14 protein-coding genes and 1 pseudogene are annotated in these 17971 nt (G+C 57.9%); 4 read left to right on the forward strand and 11 right to left on the reverse strand.

All coding sequences use genetic code 11. The features are described from left to right. From ACLPGZ_RS11765 to ACLPGZ_RS11805, 9 genes and pseudogenes are all read right to left on the reverse strand, one after another. Positions 1-938: pseudogene (locus tag ACLPGZ_RS11765) on the reverse strand (DNA methyltransferase); the annotation flags it as partial. Between the two features lie 10 nt (positions 939-948). Continuing rightward, the gene (locus ACLPGZ_RS11770) at positions 949-1365 is read right to left on the reverse strand and encodes a CopD family protein (RefSeq protein WP_239054486.1); all 417 of its coding nucleotides are present in this window, start codon (positions 1363-1365) and stop codon (positions 949-951) included. 3 nt (positions 1366-1368) lie between these two features. Then, positions 1369-2664, reverse strand: a complete 1296-nt coding sequence (locus ACLPGZ_RS11775; RefSeq protein ID WP_428993892.1) for a glutamate-5-semialdehyde dehydrogenase — start codon at positions 2662-2664, stop codon at positions 1369-1371. Between the two features lie 68 nt (positions 2665-2732). After that, complete coding sequence (gene holA / locus ACLPGZ_RS11780; protein WP_035272542.1) at positions 2733-3794, reverse strand: DNA polymerase III subunit delta; 1062 nt, start codon at positions 3792-3794, stop codon at positions 2733-2735. Between the two features lie 2 nt (positions 3795-3796). Continuing rightward, positions 3797-4429, reverse strand: coding sequence for an LPS-assembly lipoprotein LptE (locus ACLPGZ_RS11785; RefSeq protein WP_239054485.1), 633 nt, complete (start codon positions 4427-4429; stop codon positions 3797-3799). 2 nt (positions 4430-4431) lie between these two features. Continuing rightward, positions 4432-7089, reverse strand: coding sequence for a leucine--tRNA ligase (leuS, locus tag ACLPGZ_RS11790; protein WP_429641363.1), 2658 nt, complete (start codon positions 7087-7089; stop codon positions 4432-4434). Between the two features lie 212 nt (positions 7090-7301). Further along, positions 7302-7469, reverse strand: a complete 168-nt coding sequence (gene rpmG / locus ACLPGZ_RS11795) for a 50S ribosomal protein L33 (protein ID WP_003802781.1) — start codon at positions 7467-7469, stop codon at positions 7302-7304. Positions 7470-7504: 35 nt separating this feature from the next. Further along, positions 7505-7741: a 50S ribosomal protein L28 gene (gene rpmB, locus ACLPGZ_RS11800; RefSeq protein ID WP_003802782.1), complete on the reverse strand. Its 237-nt coding sequence runs from the start codon at positions 7739-7741 to the stop codon at positions 7505-7507. A gap of 140 nt (positions 7742-7881) precedes the next feature. After that, positions 7882-9030: a Bcr/CflA family multidrug efflux MFS transporter gene (locus tag ACLPGZ_RS11805; RefSeq protein WP_429641366.1), complete on the reverse strand. Its 1149-nt coding sequence runs from the start codon at positions 9028-9030 to the stop codon at positions 7882-7884. 350 nt (positions 9031-9380) lie between these two features. On the opposite strand from ACLPGZ_RS11805, the gene ACLPGZ_RS11810 reads away from it, so the two are divergent. The 4 genes from ACLPGZ_RS11810 (at position 9381) to ACLPGZ_RS11825 (ending at position 14498) form a co-directional block, all read left to right on the forward strand. Beyond that, a complete protein-coding gene (locus ACLPGZ_RS11810) occupies positions 9381-10619 on the forward strand; it encodes a class I SAM-dependent methyltransferase (RefSeq protein WP_035274497.1) in 1239 nt (412 codons plus the stop codon). 539 nt (positions 10620-11158) lie between these two features. Continuing rightward, positions 11159-12202: an ABC transporter substrate-binding protein gene (locus tag ACLPGZ_RS11815; protein WP_035272546.1), complete on the forward strand. Its 1044-nt coding sequence runs from the start codon at positions 11159-11161 to the stop codon at positions 12200-12202. Between the two features lie 164 nt (positions 12203-12366). Next, positions 12367-13224, forward strand: a complete 858-nt coding sequence (locus tag ACLPGZ_RS11820) for an ABC transporter permease (RefSeq protein ID WP_009456478.1) — start codon at positions 12367-12369, stop codon at positions 13222-13224. Then, a complete protein-coding gene (locus ACLPGZ_RS11825; RefSeq protein WP_239054483.1) occupies positions 13221-14498 on the forward strand; it encodes a quaternary amine ABC transporter ATP-binding protein in 1278 nt (425 codons plus the stop codon). The genes ACLPGZ_RS11820 and ACLPGZ_RS11825 overlap by 4 nt, the downstream gene beginning before the upstream one ends. A 211-nt stretch (positions 14499-14709) precedes the next feature. Here ACLPGZ_RS11825 and ACLPGZ_RS11830 read toward each other — a convergent pair whose 3' ends face one another. Together ACLPGZ_RS11830 and ACLPGZ_RS11835 are read right to left on the reverse strand one after the other, a co-directional pair. Then, entirely contained in the window at positions 14710-16128 is a 1419-nt protein-coding gene (locus ACLPGZ_RS11830) for an MATE family efflux transporter (protein ID WP_115633905.1), read from the reverse strand. Positions 16129-16137: 9 nt separating this feature from the next. Next, the gene (locus ACLPGZ_RS11835) at positions 16138-17898 is read right to left on the reverse strand and encodes an ArnT family glycosyltransferase (RefSeq protein ID WP_429641370.1); all 1761 of its coding nucleotides are present in this window, start codon (positions 17896-17898) and stop codon (positions 16138-16140) included. Between the last annotated feature and the right edge of the window lie 73 nt (positions 17899-17971).

Genomic DNA, 17971 nt, shown 5'->3' on the forward strand with positions numbered 1-17971 from the left:
GGACGCTCACGGCGTTCACCGGAGAATTCACGACGTTCACCCGATTGCGGACGGCTGTCACGATCGCGGTTGAATGCGGGGCGTTCACGACGCTCGCCGGAGAACTCACGACGTTCGCCCGATTGCGGACGGCCGTCGCGGTCACGGTTGAATGCGGGACGCTCACGGCGTTCACCGGAGAATTCACGACGTTCACCCGATTGCGGACGGCTGTCACGATCGCGGTTGAATGCAGGACGTTCACGACGCTCACCGGAGAATTCACGACGTTCGCCCGATTGCGGACGGCTGTCACGATCGCGGTTGAATGCAGGACGCTCGCGGCGCTCGCCGGAGAACTCACGACGCTCGCCCGATTGGGGACGGCTGTCGCGGTCACGGTTGAATGCGGGACGCTCACGGCGTTCACCGGAGAATTCACGACGCTCACCCGATTGTGGGCGGCTGTCGCGGTCACGGTTGAATGCAGGACGTTCACGGCGTTCGCCCGAGAATTCCCGGCGTTCACCGGAGAACTCACGACGCTCGCCTGATTGTGGGCGGCTGTCGCGGTCACGGTTGAATGCGGGGCGTTCACGGCGTTCGCCCGAGAATTCCCGGCGTTCACCGGAGAACTCACGACGCTCGCCCGATTGTGGGCGGCTGTCGCGGTCACGGTTAAATGCGGGACGCTCACGGCGTTCGCCTGAAAATTCGCGACGCTCGCCCGATTGAGGGCGATCTGCGCGGTCGCGGTTGAAAGAAGGGCGCTCGCGGCGGTCCTGGTCACGTTTCTCTACGTAGGGGCGGGCCTCGCGCTTGGGGCCGCCCTGGCGGTCTTGCTGCAGGCTGGCTGCACGTGCGCGCGCACCCGAGCGCACGCGGGGTTCCGCATTGCTGGCTTTCTTTTTAGTGCCTGGGTTCAGGCTTAGTGTCTTGCGTTCAGATTGGTCTGACATGAATAAGGTATTAGAAGGGTTTTATAACCACCAGGATGAGGACCAGCAGCAGAACGATGACCGGAATTTCATTGAACCAGCGGAAGAATACGTGTGAGCGGCTTTGTTGCCCTTGCTGGAACTGCTGCAGATAGCGTCCGCACACACCGTGAAAGGCAAACAGGATCAAGACCAGGGTCAGTTTGGCGTGCATCCAGCCCTGTCCTTTGCCTATGCCGTAATACAAAAACAATCCCAGGCCTGTCAGCAAAGTCAAAATGGCCAGAGGAGCCATAAAGCGATACAGGCGCCGGGCCATGCCCAGAAGCGTTTCATAGGTCTTGGCATCTTGCTCCTGGGCCAGATTGACATAGATGCGGGGCAAGTAGAACAGCCCTGCAAACCAGGAGGTCACAAACAAGATGTGAAATGTTTTTAGCCAAAGCATGATTTAACCACGCATTTGGCCATTGCCGTGCAAGACCCATTTGTAGGTCGTCAGGCCTTCCAGGCCGACCGGGCCACGGGCATGAAGACGGTTGGTGGAAATGCCGATTTCGGCACCCAGGCCGTACTCGAAGCCGTCGGCAAAACAGGTAGGCAGGTTCACCATGACGGAGCTGGAGTCTACTTCGCGCTGGAAGCGTTCGGCCAGGCTCAGGTTTTCCGTCACGATGGATTCGGTGTGCTCGGAGCTGTACTGTGCGATATGGTCCATGGCCTGGTCCATGGAGTCCACAATGCGGATTGCCAGAATGGCCGCGGCAAATTCGGTTTCCCAGTCTTCCTCGGTAGCAGGGGCCACATTGGCAACCAGGGCACGGGTCTGCTCACAGCCACGCAGTTCCACCCCTTTTTCCTGCAATTGGCGGGCCATTTCTGGCAGGAAAGCGGGTGCAATGCTGCGGTGAACCAGCAAGGTTTCCATGGTGCCGCAAATACCGTAGCGGTAGGTCTTGGCGTTGAATACGATGCGGGTCGCTTTTTCCAGATCGGCAAATTCGTCCACATAGACGTGGCAGTTGCCGTCCAGGTGCTTGATCAGAGGAACCGTGGCTTCGGCGCTCAGTCGTTGGATCAGGCTCTTGCCACCACGCGGGACAATGACGTCCACGTAGTCGTTCATGGTTACGAGCAGGCCAACAGCATCGCGGTCCGTGGTGGGAACCACTTGCACGGCTTCTTTGGGCAAACCAGCACGTTCCAGGCTGCTGGAGATGATCTGCGCCAGGGCCTGGTTGGAATGAAAGGCTTCGCTACCACCGCGCAGAATCGTGGCGTTGCCCGATTTCAGGCACAGGGCAGCGGCGTCAATAGTCACATTGGGGCGCGACTCGTAAATGATGCCGATGACACCCAAAGGGACACGCATCTGAGCCACGCGCATGCCATTCGGGCGGGTACTTGAGGCGCTGATCTGGCCAACCGGATCATCCATATCGGCAATTTGACGCAGGCCGGTGGTCATGATCTCCAGGGCGCGGTCGGACAGGACCAGGCGTTCGATCATGGCCGGGGCAATCTGACGTTCACGTGCCGCTTGCAAGTCCAGCTCGTTGGCTGCTTGCAACTGGGCTTTTTGCTCAATCAGGGCATCAGCCATATAGCGCAGGGCGTCGGCCTTGGCTTTGCCTGTGGCGGCGCGCATACGACGGGCAGCAAGCTGGGCGCGCTTGCCCAAATCTTGCATCATGGAAGACAGATCGCCGACCTGGGTGGCGGCAGAGGACTGGGTGATATCGTTCATAGCCGTGTAACTCTCCGGTTCAAGAGAGCATTATCGCAACAATTAAGAAGTTAAGGGGTATCGGACGCTTAGCGGCGGGGCGCTTGTGTCGCGACCGCGATACGCATGGTCAGGCGGCGCATTTCTTCCCACGGGTCTTGCTGACGTCCGTTGGGGTGCAGGCCTTTGATCAAACGGTCTATATCGTGTGCATGCAGAACCGAAGCGGGCCAGCTTTGAGGCGGGATACGGTCCAGGGCCTGACGAACGAGTTTTTCACGCGGGCCAAAAATGCGGTATTGGCGAAACAGGTTGGACAGGTCCTGTCCTTGCTGACGCGCTTGTGACAAGCGGGCCAAGGTACGCACTTCTTCGCCTACAGCCCACAAGACCAGGGGTAGGGCTTCGCCTTCTGCCTGCAAGCCATCAAGCACCGTCAGGGCGCGTTGACTGTGGCCTGCCAGCATGGAGTCACGCAGATCAAACACGCTGTAGCGGGCTACGTTCAGAACCGCGTTTTCCAGTTCTTCCTGGCTAAGCTGGCCAGGTGGGTAGATCAGGGCCAGTTTCTGTATTTCCTGATGGGCGGCCAGCAGGTTGCCTTCAACCTTGTCAGCCATCCATTCCAGGCTGTTGCGCTCCAGGCTTTGGTCCTGGGCTTTCAGGCGCTGGGCAATCCAGCCTGCCAGAGAGTTGCGGTTGATGGGCTGAATGTCAACCCAACAGGCCACCTGCTCCAGAGCCTGACACCATTTGCTGTTGCGCGTGGCCTTGTCCAGCCGGGGAAGTTGAATCAGAAAGCTGGTGCCATCCATTTGCCCCCCGCTGATCAGCTCGCACAGCTTTTGCAGGGCGTCGCCGCCTGGCTTGCCAGGTTTGCCGCTGGGAATATTGACATCCACCAGTTTTTGATCGCCAAACAGGGAAATGTTCTGGGCTACAGCAAACAGCTGCGACCAGTCGGCTCGTGCATCCAGGGTAAAACTGCTGCGTTCGGTAAAGCCGTCCTGGCGGGCGCGGGCGCGCACCGCATCCGCCGCTTCAACCAGCAACAGAGGCTCGTCACCGGACACCACATAAAGCGGTTGGAAAGCGGCGGTTGGCGTGGCCAGTTCGCGCAGCAAGGTGTCGTGGTCGGCCCTGCGTCCCATTCTTACAGCGGAGCCTGTTGTCGAGTGGGCAGCAGTTCCATCTCTTCCATGGAGCTGGCCTCTGGTTGGCTGCTTATGTAATGGTAGGCGCTGGTCACGTCGGGCGAACTCAGGCGACGCACAATACGATTGATCAAAGACTGTTCCATATCGCGGAAAATCATCTCGATTTCGCTATCTTTGGCTTGTACAGCCTCGGCATCGTACGGTACTTCACGAATGACGTTCAGTGTTGTGGGCTGCAGGATCACGCGGCCTTTGGCGTCCAGCAACTCGAACACAAATGTCAGTTGCAGTTCGTACTCTTCCACCTGGCCTTTGGCGTTGATGGAGATTTCGCGTTGATTACGGCTGTGGGAGAGCTGTTGCAAGATGGCTTCAGCGTCTTGCGGGCGCTCCACAAAGCGGGTTTGCGGTGAACTGGCCGACAAGGTTCGACGCAGATTCGCGCCAAACGCACTGTTGTCCGTAATGTTGGTGTAAATCGTGTCGAACGGCAGCGGGGCCACCCCTTTCAGGTGAAAGCCACACGCTGTCAGAACAACACTGAGCAGGATCATCAAGCCCGCCAGTCCCCAGAACCTGGGTGCAGGAACAGACAAGGAGCTGGAAGGAAGCAGGCGGGCTAGGTGCATGATTAACCTACGACGTTAACGAGTTTGCCAGGCACCACAATGATGCGCTTGGCGGGGCGGCCTTCCAGATACTTGAGCACGGCAGCGTGTTCGGCTGCGGCTTGTTCAATGGCGGCTTTTTCCGCTCCCTGAGGCACGACCAATGAACCGCGCAGCTTGCCATTGACTTGCAGCATCAGCTCCACTTCGTCAGCAATCAGGGCTTGTTCATCCACAGCAGGCCATTGGGCGTCGAGCATATCGCCCAGGCTGTCTGCCCAACCCAGTTCACGCCACAACTGCCAGGTGATGTGAGGGACGACAGGGTACAGCACGCGCAACAGAATGGACGTGGTTTCAGCCAGTGCACGTTGTGCGGCGGGAGTGTCTTCCCATTGAGTCTGCTCTAGGGTGTTGAGCATCTTCATGCAAGCCGAAACCACGGTGTTGTATTGAATACGCTCGTAGTCGTAATTGGCTTGCTTGAGCAAGGAGTGAATTTCCAGACGGGTACGCTTGGCGGCCGCATCCAGATCGCTCCAGTCGGTGGCTTGGGCGTTGCCAGCGCGCAGAGCATCGGCGTGGTTATAGCAGAAGGCCCACAGGCGACGCAGGAAGCGGTTGGCGCCATCCACGCCCGAATCCGACCACTCCAGGGTTTGCTCTGGCGGGCTGGCAAACATGATGAACAGGCGGGCGGTATCCGCGCCCAGCGTGTCGATCAGGGATTGGGGGTCCACGCCGTTGTTCTTGGACTTGGACATGGTGCCGATGCCGTTGTACTGCACGGGCTGACCATCGCTCTTCAAACGGGCACCGATAATCGCGCCTTTTTCGTCGTAGACGTTTTCGACGGTTTCAGGCCAGAAGTACTCGATACCACCTTGAGGTGTGCGGCGGGTGTAGCTGTGGTTCAGCACCATGCCCTGGCACAGCAGGCGGGTGAAGGGCTCGTCAATCTTGACCAGGCCCATGTCGCGCATGACTTTGGTCCAGAAGCGGGCGTACAGCAAGTGCAGCACAGCGTGTTCGATACCACCGATGTACTGATCCATGGGCATCCAGTAATCGGTGCGTGGATCGGTCATGGAGTCGTTCAGTTTGGGCGTGGTGTAGCGCAGGAAGTACCAGGACGAGTCCACAAAGGTGTCCATGGTGTCCGTTTCGCGACGTGCAGGCTTGCCGCAAGAAGGGCAAGTGCACTTCAGGAAGGCTTCGTGCTTGTTCAGCGGGTTGCCGCTGCCATCGGGAATCAGCTCTTCGGGCAGAACCACGGGCAGGTCTTTTTCTGGAACAGGAACCGGGCCGCAATCCTCGCAGTGGATGATCGGGATCGGGGTGCCCCAGTAACGCTGACGGGAAATGCCCCAGTCGCGCAGACGGTAGGTGGTTTGTTTCTCGCCCAGCTCTTGAGCATTCAGGTCTGCCGCAATTGCGTCCACGGCGGCGGCATGCGCCAGGCCGTCGTACTTGCCGGAATTGATGGTTTGGCCTTGCTGCTTGTCGCCGTACCAGTCTTGCCATTGAGTGGCGTCGTACTCTTTGCCTTCAACGCCAATCACTTGTTGAATAGGCAATTGGTATTTCAGGGCAAAGGCGAAGTCGCGCTCGTCGTGAGCAGGCACGCCCATGACGGCACCGTCGCCGTAGCTCATCAAGACGTAGTTACCGACCCAGACAGGAACGTCCGCACCGGTCAGTGGGTGCTTGACGCTCAGGCCGGTGGGCAGACCTTCTTTTTCACGGGTGGCCATGTCGGCTTCCGTGGTGCCGCCTTTCTTGCATTCTTCAATAAAGGCTGTCAGCTCGGGATTGTTGCGGGCAGCCAGGGCAGCCAGCGGGTGTTCAGGGGCAACAGCACAGAAGGTAACGCCCATGATGGTGTCCACGCGGGTGGTGAACACGTACAGACGACCGTCCTGAATCAGTTGGCCTTGCTCGTCACGAATATCGTGAGGGAAGGCAAAGCGCACACCCTGGCTCTTGCCGATCCAGTTTTCCTGCATCAGGCGCACACGCTCGGGCCAGCCGGGCAGGCCGGTTTTCACGGTGTCCAGCAGCTCTTCAGCGTAGTCGGTAATGCGCAGGTAGTAGCCGGGGATCTCACGCTTTTCAACCAGCGCGCCCGAGCGCCAGCCACGGCCTTCAATAACCTGTTCGTTGGCCAGAACGGTTTGATCCACCGGATCCCAGTTCACAGTCTGAGTCTTGCGGTAGGCAATGCCTTTTTCCAGCATCTTCAGGAACAGCCACTGGTTCCATTTGTAGTATTCGGGATCGCAGGCACACATTTCACGCGACCAGTCGATGGCCAGACCCATCGCCTGCATCTGCTTTTTCATGTAGGCGATGTTGTCGTAAGTCCACTTGGCGGGCGGAACCTGCGATTTGATGGCGGCGTTTTCAGCGGGCATGCCAAAGGCATCCCAGCCCATGGGCATGAGAACGTTAAAACCGCGCATGCGTAGCTGGCGCGCCATCATGTCGTTGATGGTGTAGTTGCGCACGTGGCCCATATGTAGCTTGCCACTGGGGTAGGGCAGCATGGAGCATGCGTAAAACTTGGGTTTGAGCGAGCCATCGGGAGCGGTGGCGTTTTCGACGGCGCGATAGGCGTCCCGATCGGTCCAGTTTTGCTGAGCGAGTTGTTCAACCTCGCTGGGGTTGTAACGTTCCTGCATGAGTGGCAATACCGTTTTAGACAAAAGTAAAGGAGTATCCGCCATTATACGGGGCAAATCTCGCTGTGGACGGCTGCAAGGTGGGCAGTGTGCATGAGCGTAATGGCAGACAGGAGGCAGGCCTGTCACAGCAGCCTGTAAAGGGCAAAAAAAACCCCTGCAGGGCAGGGGCTTTTTTTGAAAACCAATCCGCTGCAGGAGCGGTGCGCGAATTAACGCAACTTGGTTTCTTTGTACTCGACGTGCTTGCGAACGACGGGGTCAAATTTCTTGATCACCATCTTTTCAGGCATGTTGCGCTTGTTTTTGGTGGTGGTGTAGAAGTGACCGGTGCCGGCGGACGATTCGAGTTTGATTTTTTCGCGTATACCTTTAGCCATGATGAGCTCCTGGTTAAATGTTTAAGAAGCGCAGCTTAGTATTTTTCGCCGCGGGAGCGCATTTCGGCCAGAACGGAGTCGATACCGTTCTTGTCGATGGTGCGGATAGCGTTAGCGGAAACGCGCAGGCGAACCCAGCGGTTTTCACTTTCAACCCAGAAACGACGGGACTGCAGGTTTGGCAGGAAGCGACGCTTGGTTTTATTGTTGGCGTGCGAAACATTGTTGCCCGACATTGGGCCTTTTCCGGTCACTTGGCATACGCGTGCCATGGTCATACCCCTTGAGATCTAAATCAGCCTCCGCTAAACGAAAAAAGCCGCGGGCGATTGTAAAATTAGGATCGTGTTAACCCCAGTGCTGGGGTACAAAGAAGATCATTCTAATATGGAAAAATCACTTAGATCAAGTTTTACCGTGCTTTCCTTGCTGCGTTGCGGCCAAACAGCCACGATAAGACGGCACAACTGGCCAATACGGCGGTCAATGGCAAAGCATTGGAAGAGGACCAGCTGCTGACCGCAAAACCGGCCAGCGCACCACAAAGCATTTGCAAAGCGCCCATCAGGGCCGAGGCCGTTCCCAGGCGATGGCCTTGTTCAGACAGGGCAAGGGCCGCGGAATTGGGGTTCACAAAGCCTTGGCACGCCATAAAGCCCATCAGCGTCACCATCAGCCAGGTCAGGTCCAGTACGCCCAGCAGGGTCAGAACGGCACCCAGCAGGGTAAAGATCACTTGCAGTCCCTGTGCCACGCGCAGCAAAGTGGGCGGGCTGTACGTATTGAGCAAACGGGCGCTGACTTGAGAGAAAACAATCAGACAGGCGGCATTCGCGCCAAAATAAAAACCGAAATGGCGCGGCTCGACTGCAAATAAATCAATAAAGACGCGTGGCGATCCGGCGATATAGGCAAACATGCCTGCAGAACTGAAACCGGCGGCCAGCGAATAAAACATGAAAGGCCGGTCGCGTAACAAGGCACTGTAATTATGGGCAATCAGTTTGGGTTGCAGTGGCAGGACTCGTTCGGGGGTCAGGGACTCTTTCATGGTGAAAAAAGTCAGCAGCCACAAGAGCACGCCACAGCCAGCCATGAAGTAGAAAATACCGCGCCAGTCGCTAAACTGCAGGATCTGACCACCGATCAGCGGGGCCAGAATAGGCATGACGCCCATAATCAGCATCAGCATGGACAGGGCGCGGGCGGCTTCACGGGTCTCGAAACGATCCCGGATCACGGCACGGGGAATAGCCATGCCAGCGGCACCACCAAAGGCCTGCACAATGCGCCACACGGTCAATTCATCAATATCGCTGGCGCGTGCACAGAAAAAGGAAGCGGTGGTGAAAATCAGCACGCCCAGCAGCAAGGGCAGCTTGCGCCCGAAGCGGTCGGCCATGGGGCCGTACACTAATTGAGCCACGCCCACACCCAGCAAGAAACCCGCCAGCGTGCGCTCTACCATGCCCGCCGAGGTGTTCAGGCTCTGGGCCATTGCCGGGAAGGCGGGCAGGTACATATCAATGGCCAGTGGCCCCAGGGCAGTGAGCAGCCCCATCAAGATGAGCCAAGGGGGAAATGCAGGGGAGTGGTTGCGTGTCATCGGGCCAAGTATTAAGGTGGGGCAGATCCTGGCCGAGAGCCTGAACCCACGACCCTGTGCCGAGCATCAATGCAAACCGATGCAATGGGCCAAAGGCAGGCAGTTTAGCATGGGGCAAGCTCAATTCCGGTCTAAGTGCTTTAGGTGTGAAGCACATGATTCGTGACTTTGACGCAACGGATTCAGGGGCTGATTGCATTAGGCTACAGGATTGACAGCTTACGGGCGGTGTGTCGGAAGAGGCGACACATTGTCATCTTTGTTTGTTTACATACAAGGAGGCGAAGTTGAGTTCAATTTCATCAATGGTCCAGGCCAAATTAGATCAACTCAGCATCCCGGTTCGGCTGACCTTGCCCAACGGCGAGCAAGTTGGCACGGCTGATGCTGCGGTTCATCTGATCATTAAAGATAATGCCACCTTGGCGCAGCTGGCCGCAGGGCAATCCGGGCAGTTGGGGGAAGCCTACGTGGAAGGGCGTATGGACTTTGAGGGCTCCATGCGGGATCTGATGCAGCTGGCAGCGGATATTTTGCCGGGCTCTCCGGTTGACGCTGCCCAGGCAGGCTGGCTGACTTCCATCGTCAAGCACCTGACCTCGGTTTGGCGTCACTCCCAGGAAAGGGATGCCAAACAGATCCAGTTTCATTACGACTTATCGGACGATTTCTACGCCTTGTGGCTGGACCCGCGTCGGGTCTACTCCTGCGCCTATTACCGCGAACCGGACATGACGCTGGCGCAGGCTCAGGAAGCCAAGCTGGACCATATTTGCCGCAAGCTGCGTCTGCAGTCGGGCGAGCGCTTTCTGGATGTGGGGGCCGGGTGGGGCGGGCTGCTGATGTGGGCGGCTGAAAACTACGATGTGGACGTGACGGGCATCACCTTGTCCCGTAACCAGCATGCCTATGTGAACGGGCTGATCGAGCAGAAAGGTCTGTCGGGCCGGGCCCGCATGATGTTGCTGGATTATCGCGAGCTGGATGAACTCAAGCCTTATGACAAGCTGGCCTCGGTCGGGATGTTCGAGCACGTGGGCCGCGCCCAGCTCAGCGCCTATTTCGACAAGTTGCGCCGTTTGGTCAAACCCGGTGGTTTGATTCTGAATCACGGCATTACGGCCGGTGGCGTGGACAATAGCCAGCTGGGTGCCGGGATGGGCGACTTTATCGAGAAATACATTTTCCCCGGCGGAGAGCTGACCCATATCAGCCATGTGCTGCGTCATCTGGCCGAAGGTGGTCTGGAAGGCCTGGACATTGAGAATCTGCGTCCGCACTATGCGCGCACGTTGTGGGCCTGGAGCGATGCCTTGGAAAGTCAGTTGGACAAGGCCAAGGCCACGCTGGATTCTGAGCAGGGCCAAAAATCCTTGCGTGCTTACCGGGTTTATCTGGCTGGTTGCGCCATGGGTTTTGAGCATGGCTGGATTGCCCTGCATCAGGTTCTGGCTCAGGCGCAAAGTGCTGGGCGGGCACAGGAGCTGGATTACGCGCCAGACCTGGTGTATCCATGGCGTCGGGACTATATGTACCAGCGTTAGAGGGCGCGGTCTGGAGGGGCAAATGACAAGGCTTCATGCCTTGTCATTTGCCTTTTTTGGGGCTGCTTTTACGCCACTCCATCAATTCTGAATTAATAAGTAACAAAAAAAAGTTTAGAAAAACGCTAAAACCACGCCAAACAAGGGTTTTGTTGCGTTTTTGCCATTGACATATTCCAAGGTTTTGATGGTTTTGTGCGGTAAGAATTTGTTTTTGATTGCAAAGGCCCGTAGAATGGCCTCCTTACCAGATTCATCAATTCGATCTAGAACCGCCTGAAACTGCGTGTTCTATTCGCACCAAATCATCGCCCCGCGCGGTGTAACCCTGGCCCAGCCGTTTTGTTTCGGTCAAGGCAGCGAGCAGTACAAAAAGGGCTCAGCCCTGAATATTGTTCCGGGTTTTTCGTGAGTGCCTGGCACTCGCTCTATACGTAGGTATGTATTGGCGATAAGAGCATCGTCTTCCGCACACCCCTTTAGCCTTGGCGCCGACTGATCATACAGGACGCGTCCACAGTAACTCAAGGAGGAGCATCATGTCTTCATACTTCCCTCACGCCGGTGCCAAGTCGCGCTTGCACCGCTTTCCCCTGATTCAAGCCTCTGTGCTGACCAGCGTTTTGCTGGGTTTGTCGTCCGCCGTACAAGCCGCTACCCCGGTTGCCTGCGAACTGGACCGCACGGTTCGCTTTGGCGGCATGAATTGGGAATCCAATCTGGTCCTGACTGAAGTCGAGCGTTTTATCGCTGACAAGGGTTATGGCTGCAAGACTGAGGTCATCTCGGTCGAGACGCTTCCGGCCTTGGCCGCATTGGAGCGAGGCGACCTGGATGTCAACACTGAAATCTGGCTCAACAGTGTGGCGGACCCCTGGAAACAGGCTGAAGCCAAGGGAAATGTAAAACGTATTGGCGATATTTATATGGGTGGCGAAGCCTGGTTCATTCCACGCTACACCGCCGAGCGCCTGCCTGAATTGAAGTCCGCAGCGGACTTGCCCAAGTTCAAGGATGAATTCAAGGACCCTGAAGAACCCGGTAAAGGCCGCTTCTATGGCTGCCCGGCAGGTTGGGGTTGTGAAGTGGTCAGCGGTAATCTGTTCAATGCCCTGAAACTGGGTGATACCTTCACCTTGTTCTCGCCCGGTACGGGTGCCACGCAGAAAGCGGCTCTGACCTCTGCTTATCAGCGCAAGGAAAACGTGGTGTTCTACTACTGGTATCCGACACCGCTGGTGGGCTCCATGGATCTGGTCAAGCTGGAACTGCCTGCTTATGACGAGAAAAAGCACGGGTGTCTGACGGACCCGGATTGTGCCAATCCAGAGCCTAGCGATTACCCCGAAAATCCGGTGTTCACTGCTGTGAATACGGAGTTCTCCAAGCAGGCTCCCGAACTGACGGCCTTCCTGGCCAATGTCAGCATGCCCCTGGAGCTGATGAACGACACCATGGCCCACATGGAAAAAACCGAAGGCGAGCCTGAGGATGTGGCGCACTGGTTCCTGAAAGAGCACGAGGACACCTGGTCCAAGTGGGTGCCCATGGAAGTGGCTCAGCGCGTAAAAGCCGCTCTTTAGTATTCGTGTCGTTGTAGGGCGAGGCCGGCCTCGGTGACTGCACCCCATGTGGGTGCGGGTACTGAGCCGTACCTCGCTTTTCTGCCTGGTCCCTTTGTGGCCGGCAGGCTCATGGCCGGGCGATATGCCCGCGCCGCATGCACGAGTTTTACGGAGTGTTTTTTATGTTTCCTGAGTTGATTGATCCGCGCGCCTTACGTTTGCCCATCGATCAGTTCGTGGGTGATCTGGTTGCCAATTATTCCAGTACCTTGCGCGCCATGACCCAGCCTTTGCTGGACATGCTGGTCTTTATGGAGTCCATCTTGCGCAGCAGTCCCTGGTGGGCCGTTGTGCTGGTGGTGGTCGTTCTGGGCTGGGCTGCCAGCCGTCGCGTCCTGTTTTCCGTGGCCATGGGTGCCATGCTGTTCGTCATTGGTTTGATCGGCCTGTGGGATGCTGCCATGCAGACCCTGGCGCTGATGATCGTGGCCGTTTTCCTGTCTGTCCTGATAGGCATACCGCTAGGTCTGTTGATGGCCAGCTTCAACTGGCTGCGCCGCATCATGATGCCGGTGCTGGACGTGATGCAAACCATGCCCAGCTTTGTGTATCTGATTCCGGTAGTGATGCTGTTCAACCTGGGCAAGATCGCCGCCCTGATTGCCACCATTATTTACGCCATTGCGCCGGTAATTCGTCTGACCGATCTGGGTATACGCCTGGTCGACAGCGAAGTGCTGGAAGCCTCGCGCTCCTTCGGGTCCAACCGCTGGCAGCAGCTCTACGGGGTGCAATTGCCATTGGCCATGCCCAACATCATGGCGGGTATTAACCAGACAACCATGATGGCGCTGGCCATGGTAGTGATCGCCTCCATGATTGGTGTTCGAGGTCTGGGCTACGAAGTGCTGCAAGGTATCAACCGCCTGCAAGTAGGCCGTGGCCTGATGGCCGGTTTGGGTATTGTGCTGCTGGCTATTCTGTTTGACCGTATCACACAAGAATTTGGCCGCCGCTTTCAGACACGGGAGGCCTCATGAGCAAGATTGAAGTTCGCAATATCTACAAGATCTTTGGCTCCCAACCCGAGCGCTGGCTGGAAGAGGCCCGCAACGGTGTCCGTAAGGACGAGCTACTGGCCAAAAGCGGCCACACCTTGGGGCTACGTGACATCAGCCTGTCCATTGAGCATGGCAGCATTTACGTCATCATGGGTTTGTCCGGTTCGGGCAAGTCCACCCTGATCCGCCATTTCAACCGCCTGATCGAACCGACAGCCGGGCAGATTCTGGTCGATGACGTGGATGTGATGAGCCTGGATGGCAAGGCGCTGATGCAGTTCCGCCAGCAAAAGATCAGCATGGTCTTCCAGCGTTTTGGCCTGTTCCCGCATCGCACGGTGCTGGAGAACGCGGCTTACGGTCTGCAAGTGCAGGGCATAGGACGTGCCGCCCGTGAAGAGAAAGCCACTTACTGGCTGGAACAGGTAGGGCTGCAAGGCTTCGAGAATCAGTATCCGCATCAGTTGTCTGGCGGTATGCAGCAACGTGTGGGTCTGGCGCGTGCCTTGGCCACCGATGCCGACATTCTTCTGATGGACGAAGCCTTCTCTGCGCTGGATCCGCTGATTCGACGTGAAATGCAGGACCAGTTGCTGGAACTGCAGGCCCGTCTGAACAAGACCATTGTGTTTATTACGCATGATCTGGACGAAGCGCTGCGTCTGGGCAACCGGATTGCCATTCTTAAAGATGGTGAACTGATTCAGGAAGGCTCGCCCGAGGATATTCTGCTCTCGCCCACCAGCGATTATGTGCAGGCCTTCTTGCAGGATGTGAACCGCAGCAAAGTGCTGAACGCTGCTCATGCGGTGCGCGACTCCAGCAAGACGCTGACCTTCACCATGCGTACCCGTGCTGTTCATGCGCTGGAGCGCTTGAGCGAACGGGGCGTGCGTTATGCGCCTGTGCTCGATGGCAAGCGTCTGGCCGGTGTCTTGATGCGTTCCAGTGCTCAAGAGGCGGTGCAGCAAGGTGCACGGGATATTTCCGGTTTTGTGGACGAGATGAGTTCCGTGCCCGCCACCATGGGTTTGGATGAAATCCTGGGGCAATTGTTGCGTAGCAGCGAACCTTTGGCCGTCACGGGCGAGAACGACGAGTTCCTGGGCCTGCTCTCGCGCAGCAAGGTTGTGGACCTGGTCAGCCCGCTTATTGATGCGGTTGAAGCGTCGCCGGATGCGGCTGCCGAGTCGACTCCGAGCGATACTGCCAAGATCGTGGAAGCCATTGAAGGCAGTAAACCTGCTGCCTGAGTTAGCCTTGTCTTGCTAAAGCGGTAAAGAAAACGGGACCCGTTGAATAACTGGCCCCGTTTTTTTTGTTTGTGCTTTCACGGCTTGGCTTATTTTGGCCTTAGGCTTCTACTGCTGAGCAAAGAGCAAAGAGCAAAGAGCAAAGCGCAAAGCGCCGCTGGATGTCTGAGTCTGCCATGGACCTGAATGCCGGCAGCTCATGCTTTGCTTGTTAGGACGCCCGCGCCTTGCGTCTTGCCGGATTGTAGATACGCAGAATATGGCTGTACCAGAACAGCAGCAGCAAGGCCGAGGCTCCCAGACCCAGGCTGGACATGGTCCACAAGCTGGCTGCCCCTACAGGCGCTCCCGGTGCCAGCCACTGAATGACTCCTTCCAGCGATCCGGCTGCCGGTCCAAACCCTAACCACCAGCCACCGCCCAGGCCCAGCACGCTCAAGGCAAAGAATTGCAGCAGCATGGGGACAAAAGCCACTTTATAGGCGCGCAGCAGATAGGAAATCAGGCACTGGAACGCGTCGCAAAAGTGGAAGAAGGGCAGCAGTTGCAGCAAGAGCAGGGCGCGCAGGGCCACGTCGGCATCGTCGGTATAGGCATGGGCCAAGGTAGGGCGCAGCAGAACCAGCAGGCTGATCGTCAAGGTGACCCCGGCCAGCACAATCCCCAGACTTAACATTCCCACATGGCGGGCACGATGATATTGCCCGGCTCCAATGGCTTGAGCGCTGACCGAGGCCGCAGCAACACCCACGGCCATGGGCACCATAAAGCAGACAGCGGCCAGATTGGCCATGATCTGGTGTGCGCCCGAAGCAAAGACCCCTTCGCGGGCTACCAGCAAAGCCATGAAGCTGAAGGCGCAGATCTCGATCAGGTAAGAGCCGCCCATGGGCAGGCCCAGGCGCAGCAGTTCTTTCTGCGCCGTCCAGCTAGGCAGGCCCAGTCGCAAGCTAAAGGGCTTGTAGAAGCGGTCGGCGCGCAGCAGCCACAGGCCAGCAGCCAGCATTAGCCAGGAAACCACGGTGGTCGCCAGGCCCGAACCGACGGCTCCCATGGCTGGTAAACCGAATTTCCCGAAAATCAGCATCCAGTTGAACAGGGCCTTGAAGGCCACGCTGAACAGATTGATCAGCATGACGGCTTTGGGGCGAGAGGTTGCCGTGCCCAGGCAGTAAATCGTTCGGAAAACCAGGGAGGCGGGCAGGGCCAGAATCAGGCTGCGCAAATACCAGGTCACCCGGTCGTGAACCTCAGGGCTCAAATCGCCCGACCAGCTTAGCCAGATATTGGGAAAGGCCAGCGCCAGGGTGCCGATCAAGGTCAGCAACAGGGCCAGCCACACGCCTTGCCCCCACCAGCGGCCTACTTCAGTCAGGCGGCGCGCGCCAAATTGCTGCGCAATGATAGGAATCAGGGCGTGGATGACACCCATCAAGCCAATAAAGACGGTGATGTAAATGGATACGCCCAGGCCCATGGCCTGCAAGTCGACCGGACTGCTGTGGCCGACCATAACGGTATCCAGCACCCCAAAGGCGATACCCGCCCAGGAGCCGACCAGCACAGGCCAGGCCTGACGCAGGATTTGGCCTGCCTGGCCTTTCCAGTTGTGATGAAACACGGAGGACATGGTTGAAACTTACTGAGCTTGTACTCGCAGCAGACGGAAAGCCTCGTGACGATCTGGCCCGCGTTTACCTTGCCAGAGCTGGACCGCATTGTCAGGAATGGGGGCCTTGCCATCTTGCAGGTCGCGCAGGGAGAACTGTTCCAGCACCAAAGAGCAGCGGTTGTCGAAATTGATCTTGATGTTGTTAAACACCAGGAAGGAGGCTCGTTGTCCCGAACCCAGGCCCCAGGAGCGCAGGCATTCGCCGGGCTGCCTGTGTTCGCGCAGGGCGGCGGACAGTTCACCGGAGACGTCCCGGTAACTACGTACGTAGTCCAGCGAGGGCATCCACAGGGTAACCAGCAGGAGCCAGGTCGTAATCAGGCCACCTGCAGACAAGACTGTGCCGCGCAGCAGCCCTGGCGGGTTGGTGGACAGGCGCCAGCGTACCAGGGCGATCCAGGCCAGCGTACCCAGCGCAGCAATAATCATGACCGGCCAGGAGATAAAGGTGTCATAACCTTGAGTCTGGCGGGCGATATTGTGCGAAATCTGACGTGGCCAGCCGGTTTGTTGCGCAATCCAGCCCAGCCAGACTGTGGTTGCCGTCAGCGAGAAGCACATGATGGCAAACCAATCCAGCGTATTGACCACGCCACGCCGCAAGGTGGGCAGCGAGAACGCGGCCAGGACGGCGCAAGGTACGACCAGCAGGGCGTATTCGGGCTCGAAGGCATCGCGGATAAACAGCAGGCTCAGCAGCGGGACCAGCAGGCTGATGGCAGGCACATAAATATGTGGGGCCTTGAACCAGCTGCGCCACTGCCACAGTGCCAGCAGTGCCAAAGGCCAGGTCGGCCAGAGGAACCACAACAAGTCACGCAGATTATTCAGTTGTTCTTTGAAACCCGCCCAGCCCCAGGCGGCCAGATGCCACAGACGCCACTGTTCAGTCCAGTACACGCTGACGCGTTTGGCGGGAATCCACCAGGCCATGATGATGGCCAGGGTCAGGACGGCACTCAGGGCCAGCCATTGGCTGTGCTGACGCAAGGGGCCGCGTGGAATGAAGCACAGGACGGTGGCCAGCATGATGGGGCCCGCGCCCAGCCAGCCACGGGTCAGGAAGCAGGCGCCCAAAGACAGGCCCAGCATGATCGCACCGGAAGCGGGACGGTCAAACATGCGCACCAGGCTGTACAAAGCCAGAGCCTGGAAGGCAATGATGGCTGGCACTTCCGAGGTTTCGTGCATACGCCAGAGGATGCCGACCGTGGCTACCGTCAGCAGCAAGGTGGCGTCGGCAATCATGCGCCCATAGGCCGTGGGCGAGGGCTCGCCCCCAAAGGGCAGGCGCAGCGGTTGGGCCTCAGGGCGTCGAGCCAGCCAGTAGGCGCTGTGCCAGACCGAAGCCGCCAACATGCCGAACCACAGCAGGTTAGGCAGTCGGGACGCCACAATATTGGCGTTCAGCTCGGAGGTAAAGAGTTTGAGCAGCGGTGCAAACAGCGTAATGAACAGGGCACCCAGCCAGGTGGTCAGGGGCCCGTCCTGGGCATGTGCCAGATCGCCCACCTGCGGCAACAACAGGGCCTGACCGCTGGGATCTGCCAAAGCGGTAAGCATGGTTGCCAGCCCGATGACATCGTCTGCCTTCCAGGGATCGCGGAAAAACAGACCCGCAAGAATGTAAATAGTCCCAACGACCAGCAGGACCAATCGGGGAAGTTTGACGGCAGCGGTAGCAGTCAGGCGAGCAGGGGTGGAGGTGGGTATGAGGCTGGATGACACGTCTAGGGTAAAACAGTCTGTTGATTCGCCCTATCTTAATGCAAAGGGGGCGCCTTGGCCGGGAAATGTGCGG

Source organism: Alcaligenes sp. Me129, from assembly GCF_050487245.1.
GTDB lineage: Bacteria > Pseudomonadota > Gammaproteobacteria > Burkholderiales > Burkholderiaceae_B > Alcaligenes > Alcaligenes phenolicus.

What these genes read in the sequence shown, in the direction of transcription:
- ACLPGZ_RS11820 (WP_009456478.1), top strand. Translation starts at nt 12,367, where the DNA reads ATGTTTCCTGAGTTGATTGATCCGCGCGCCTTACGTTTGCCCATCGAT.
- ACLPGZ_RS11810 (WP_035274497.1), top strand. Translation starts at nt 9,381, where the DNA reads ATGGTCCAGGCCAAATTAGATCAACTCAGCATCCCGGTTCGGCTGACC.
- ACLPGZ_RS11815 (WP_035272546.1), top strand. Translation starts at nt 11,159, where the DNA reads ATGTCTTCATACTTCCCTCACGCCGGTGCCAAGTCGCGCTTGCACCGC.
- rpmB (WP_003802782.1), bottom strand. Translation starts at nt 7,741, where the DNA reads ATGGCACGCGTATGCCAAGTGACCGGAAAAGGCCCAATGTCGGGCAAC.
- ACLPGZ_RS11775 (WP_428993892.1), bottom strand. Translation starts at nt 2,664, where the DNA reads ATGAACGATATCACCCAGTCCTCTGCCGCCACCCAGGTCGGCGATCTG.
- leuS (WP_429641363.1), bottom strand. Translation starts at nt 7,089, where the DNA reads ATGCAGGAACGTTACAACCCCAGCGAGGTTGAACAACTCGCTCAGCAA.
- ACLPGZ_RS11770 (WP_239054486.1), bottom strand. Translation starts at nt 1,365, where the DNA reads ATGCTTTGGCTAAAAACATTTCACATCTTGTTTGTGACCTCCTGGTTT.
- holA (WP_035272542.1), bottom strand. Translation starts at nt 3,794, where the DNA reads ATGGGACGCAGGGCCGACCACGACACCTTGCTGCGCGAACTGGCCACG.
- rpmG (WP_003802781.1), bottom strand. Translation starts at nt 7,469, where the DNA reads ATGGCTAAAGGTATACGCGAAAAAATCAAACTCGAATCGTCCGCCGGC.
- ACLPGZ_RS11830 (WP_115633905.1), bottom strand. Translation starts at nt 16,128, where the DNA reads ATGTCCTCCGTGTTTCATCACAACTGGAAAGGCCAGGCAGGCCAAATC.
- ACLPGZ_RS11825 (WP_239054483.1), top strand. Translation starts at nt 13,221, where the DNA reads ATGAGCAAGATTGAAGTTCGCAATATCTACAAGATCTTTGGCTCCCAA.
- ACLPGZ_RS11785 (WP_239054485.1), bottom strand. Translation starts at nt 4,429, where the DNA reads ATGCACCTAGCCCGCCTGCTTCCTTCCAGCTCCTTGTCTGTTCCTGCA.
- ACLPGZ_RS11805 (WP_429641366.1), bottom strand. Translation starts at nt 9,030, where the DNA reads ATGGGGCTGCTCACTGCCCTGGGGCCACTGGCCATTGATATGTACCTG.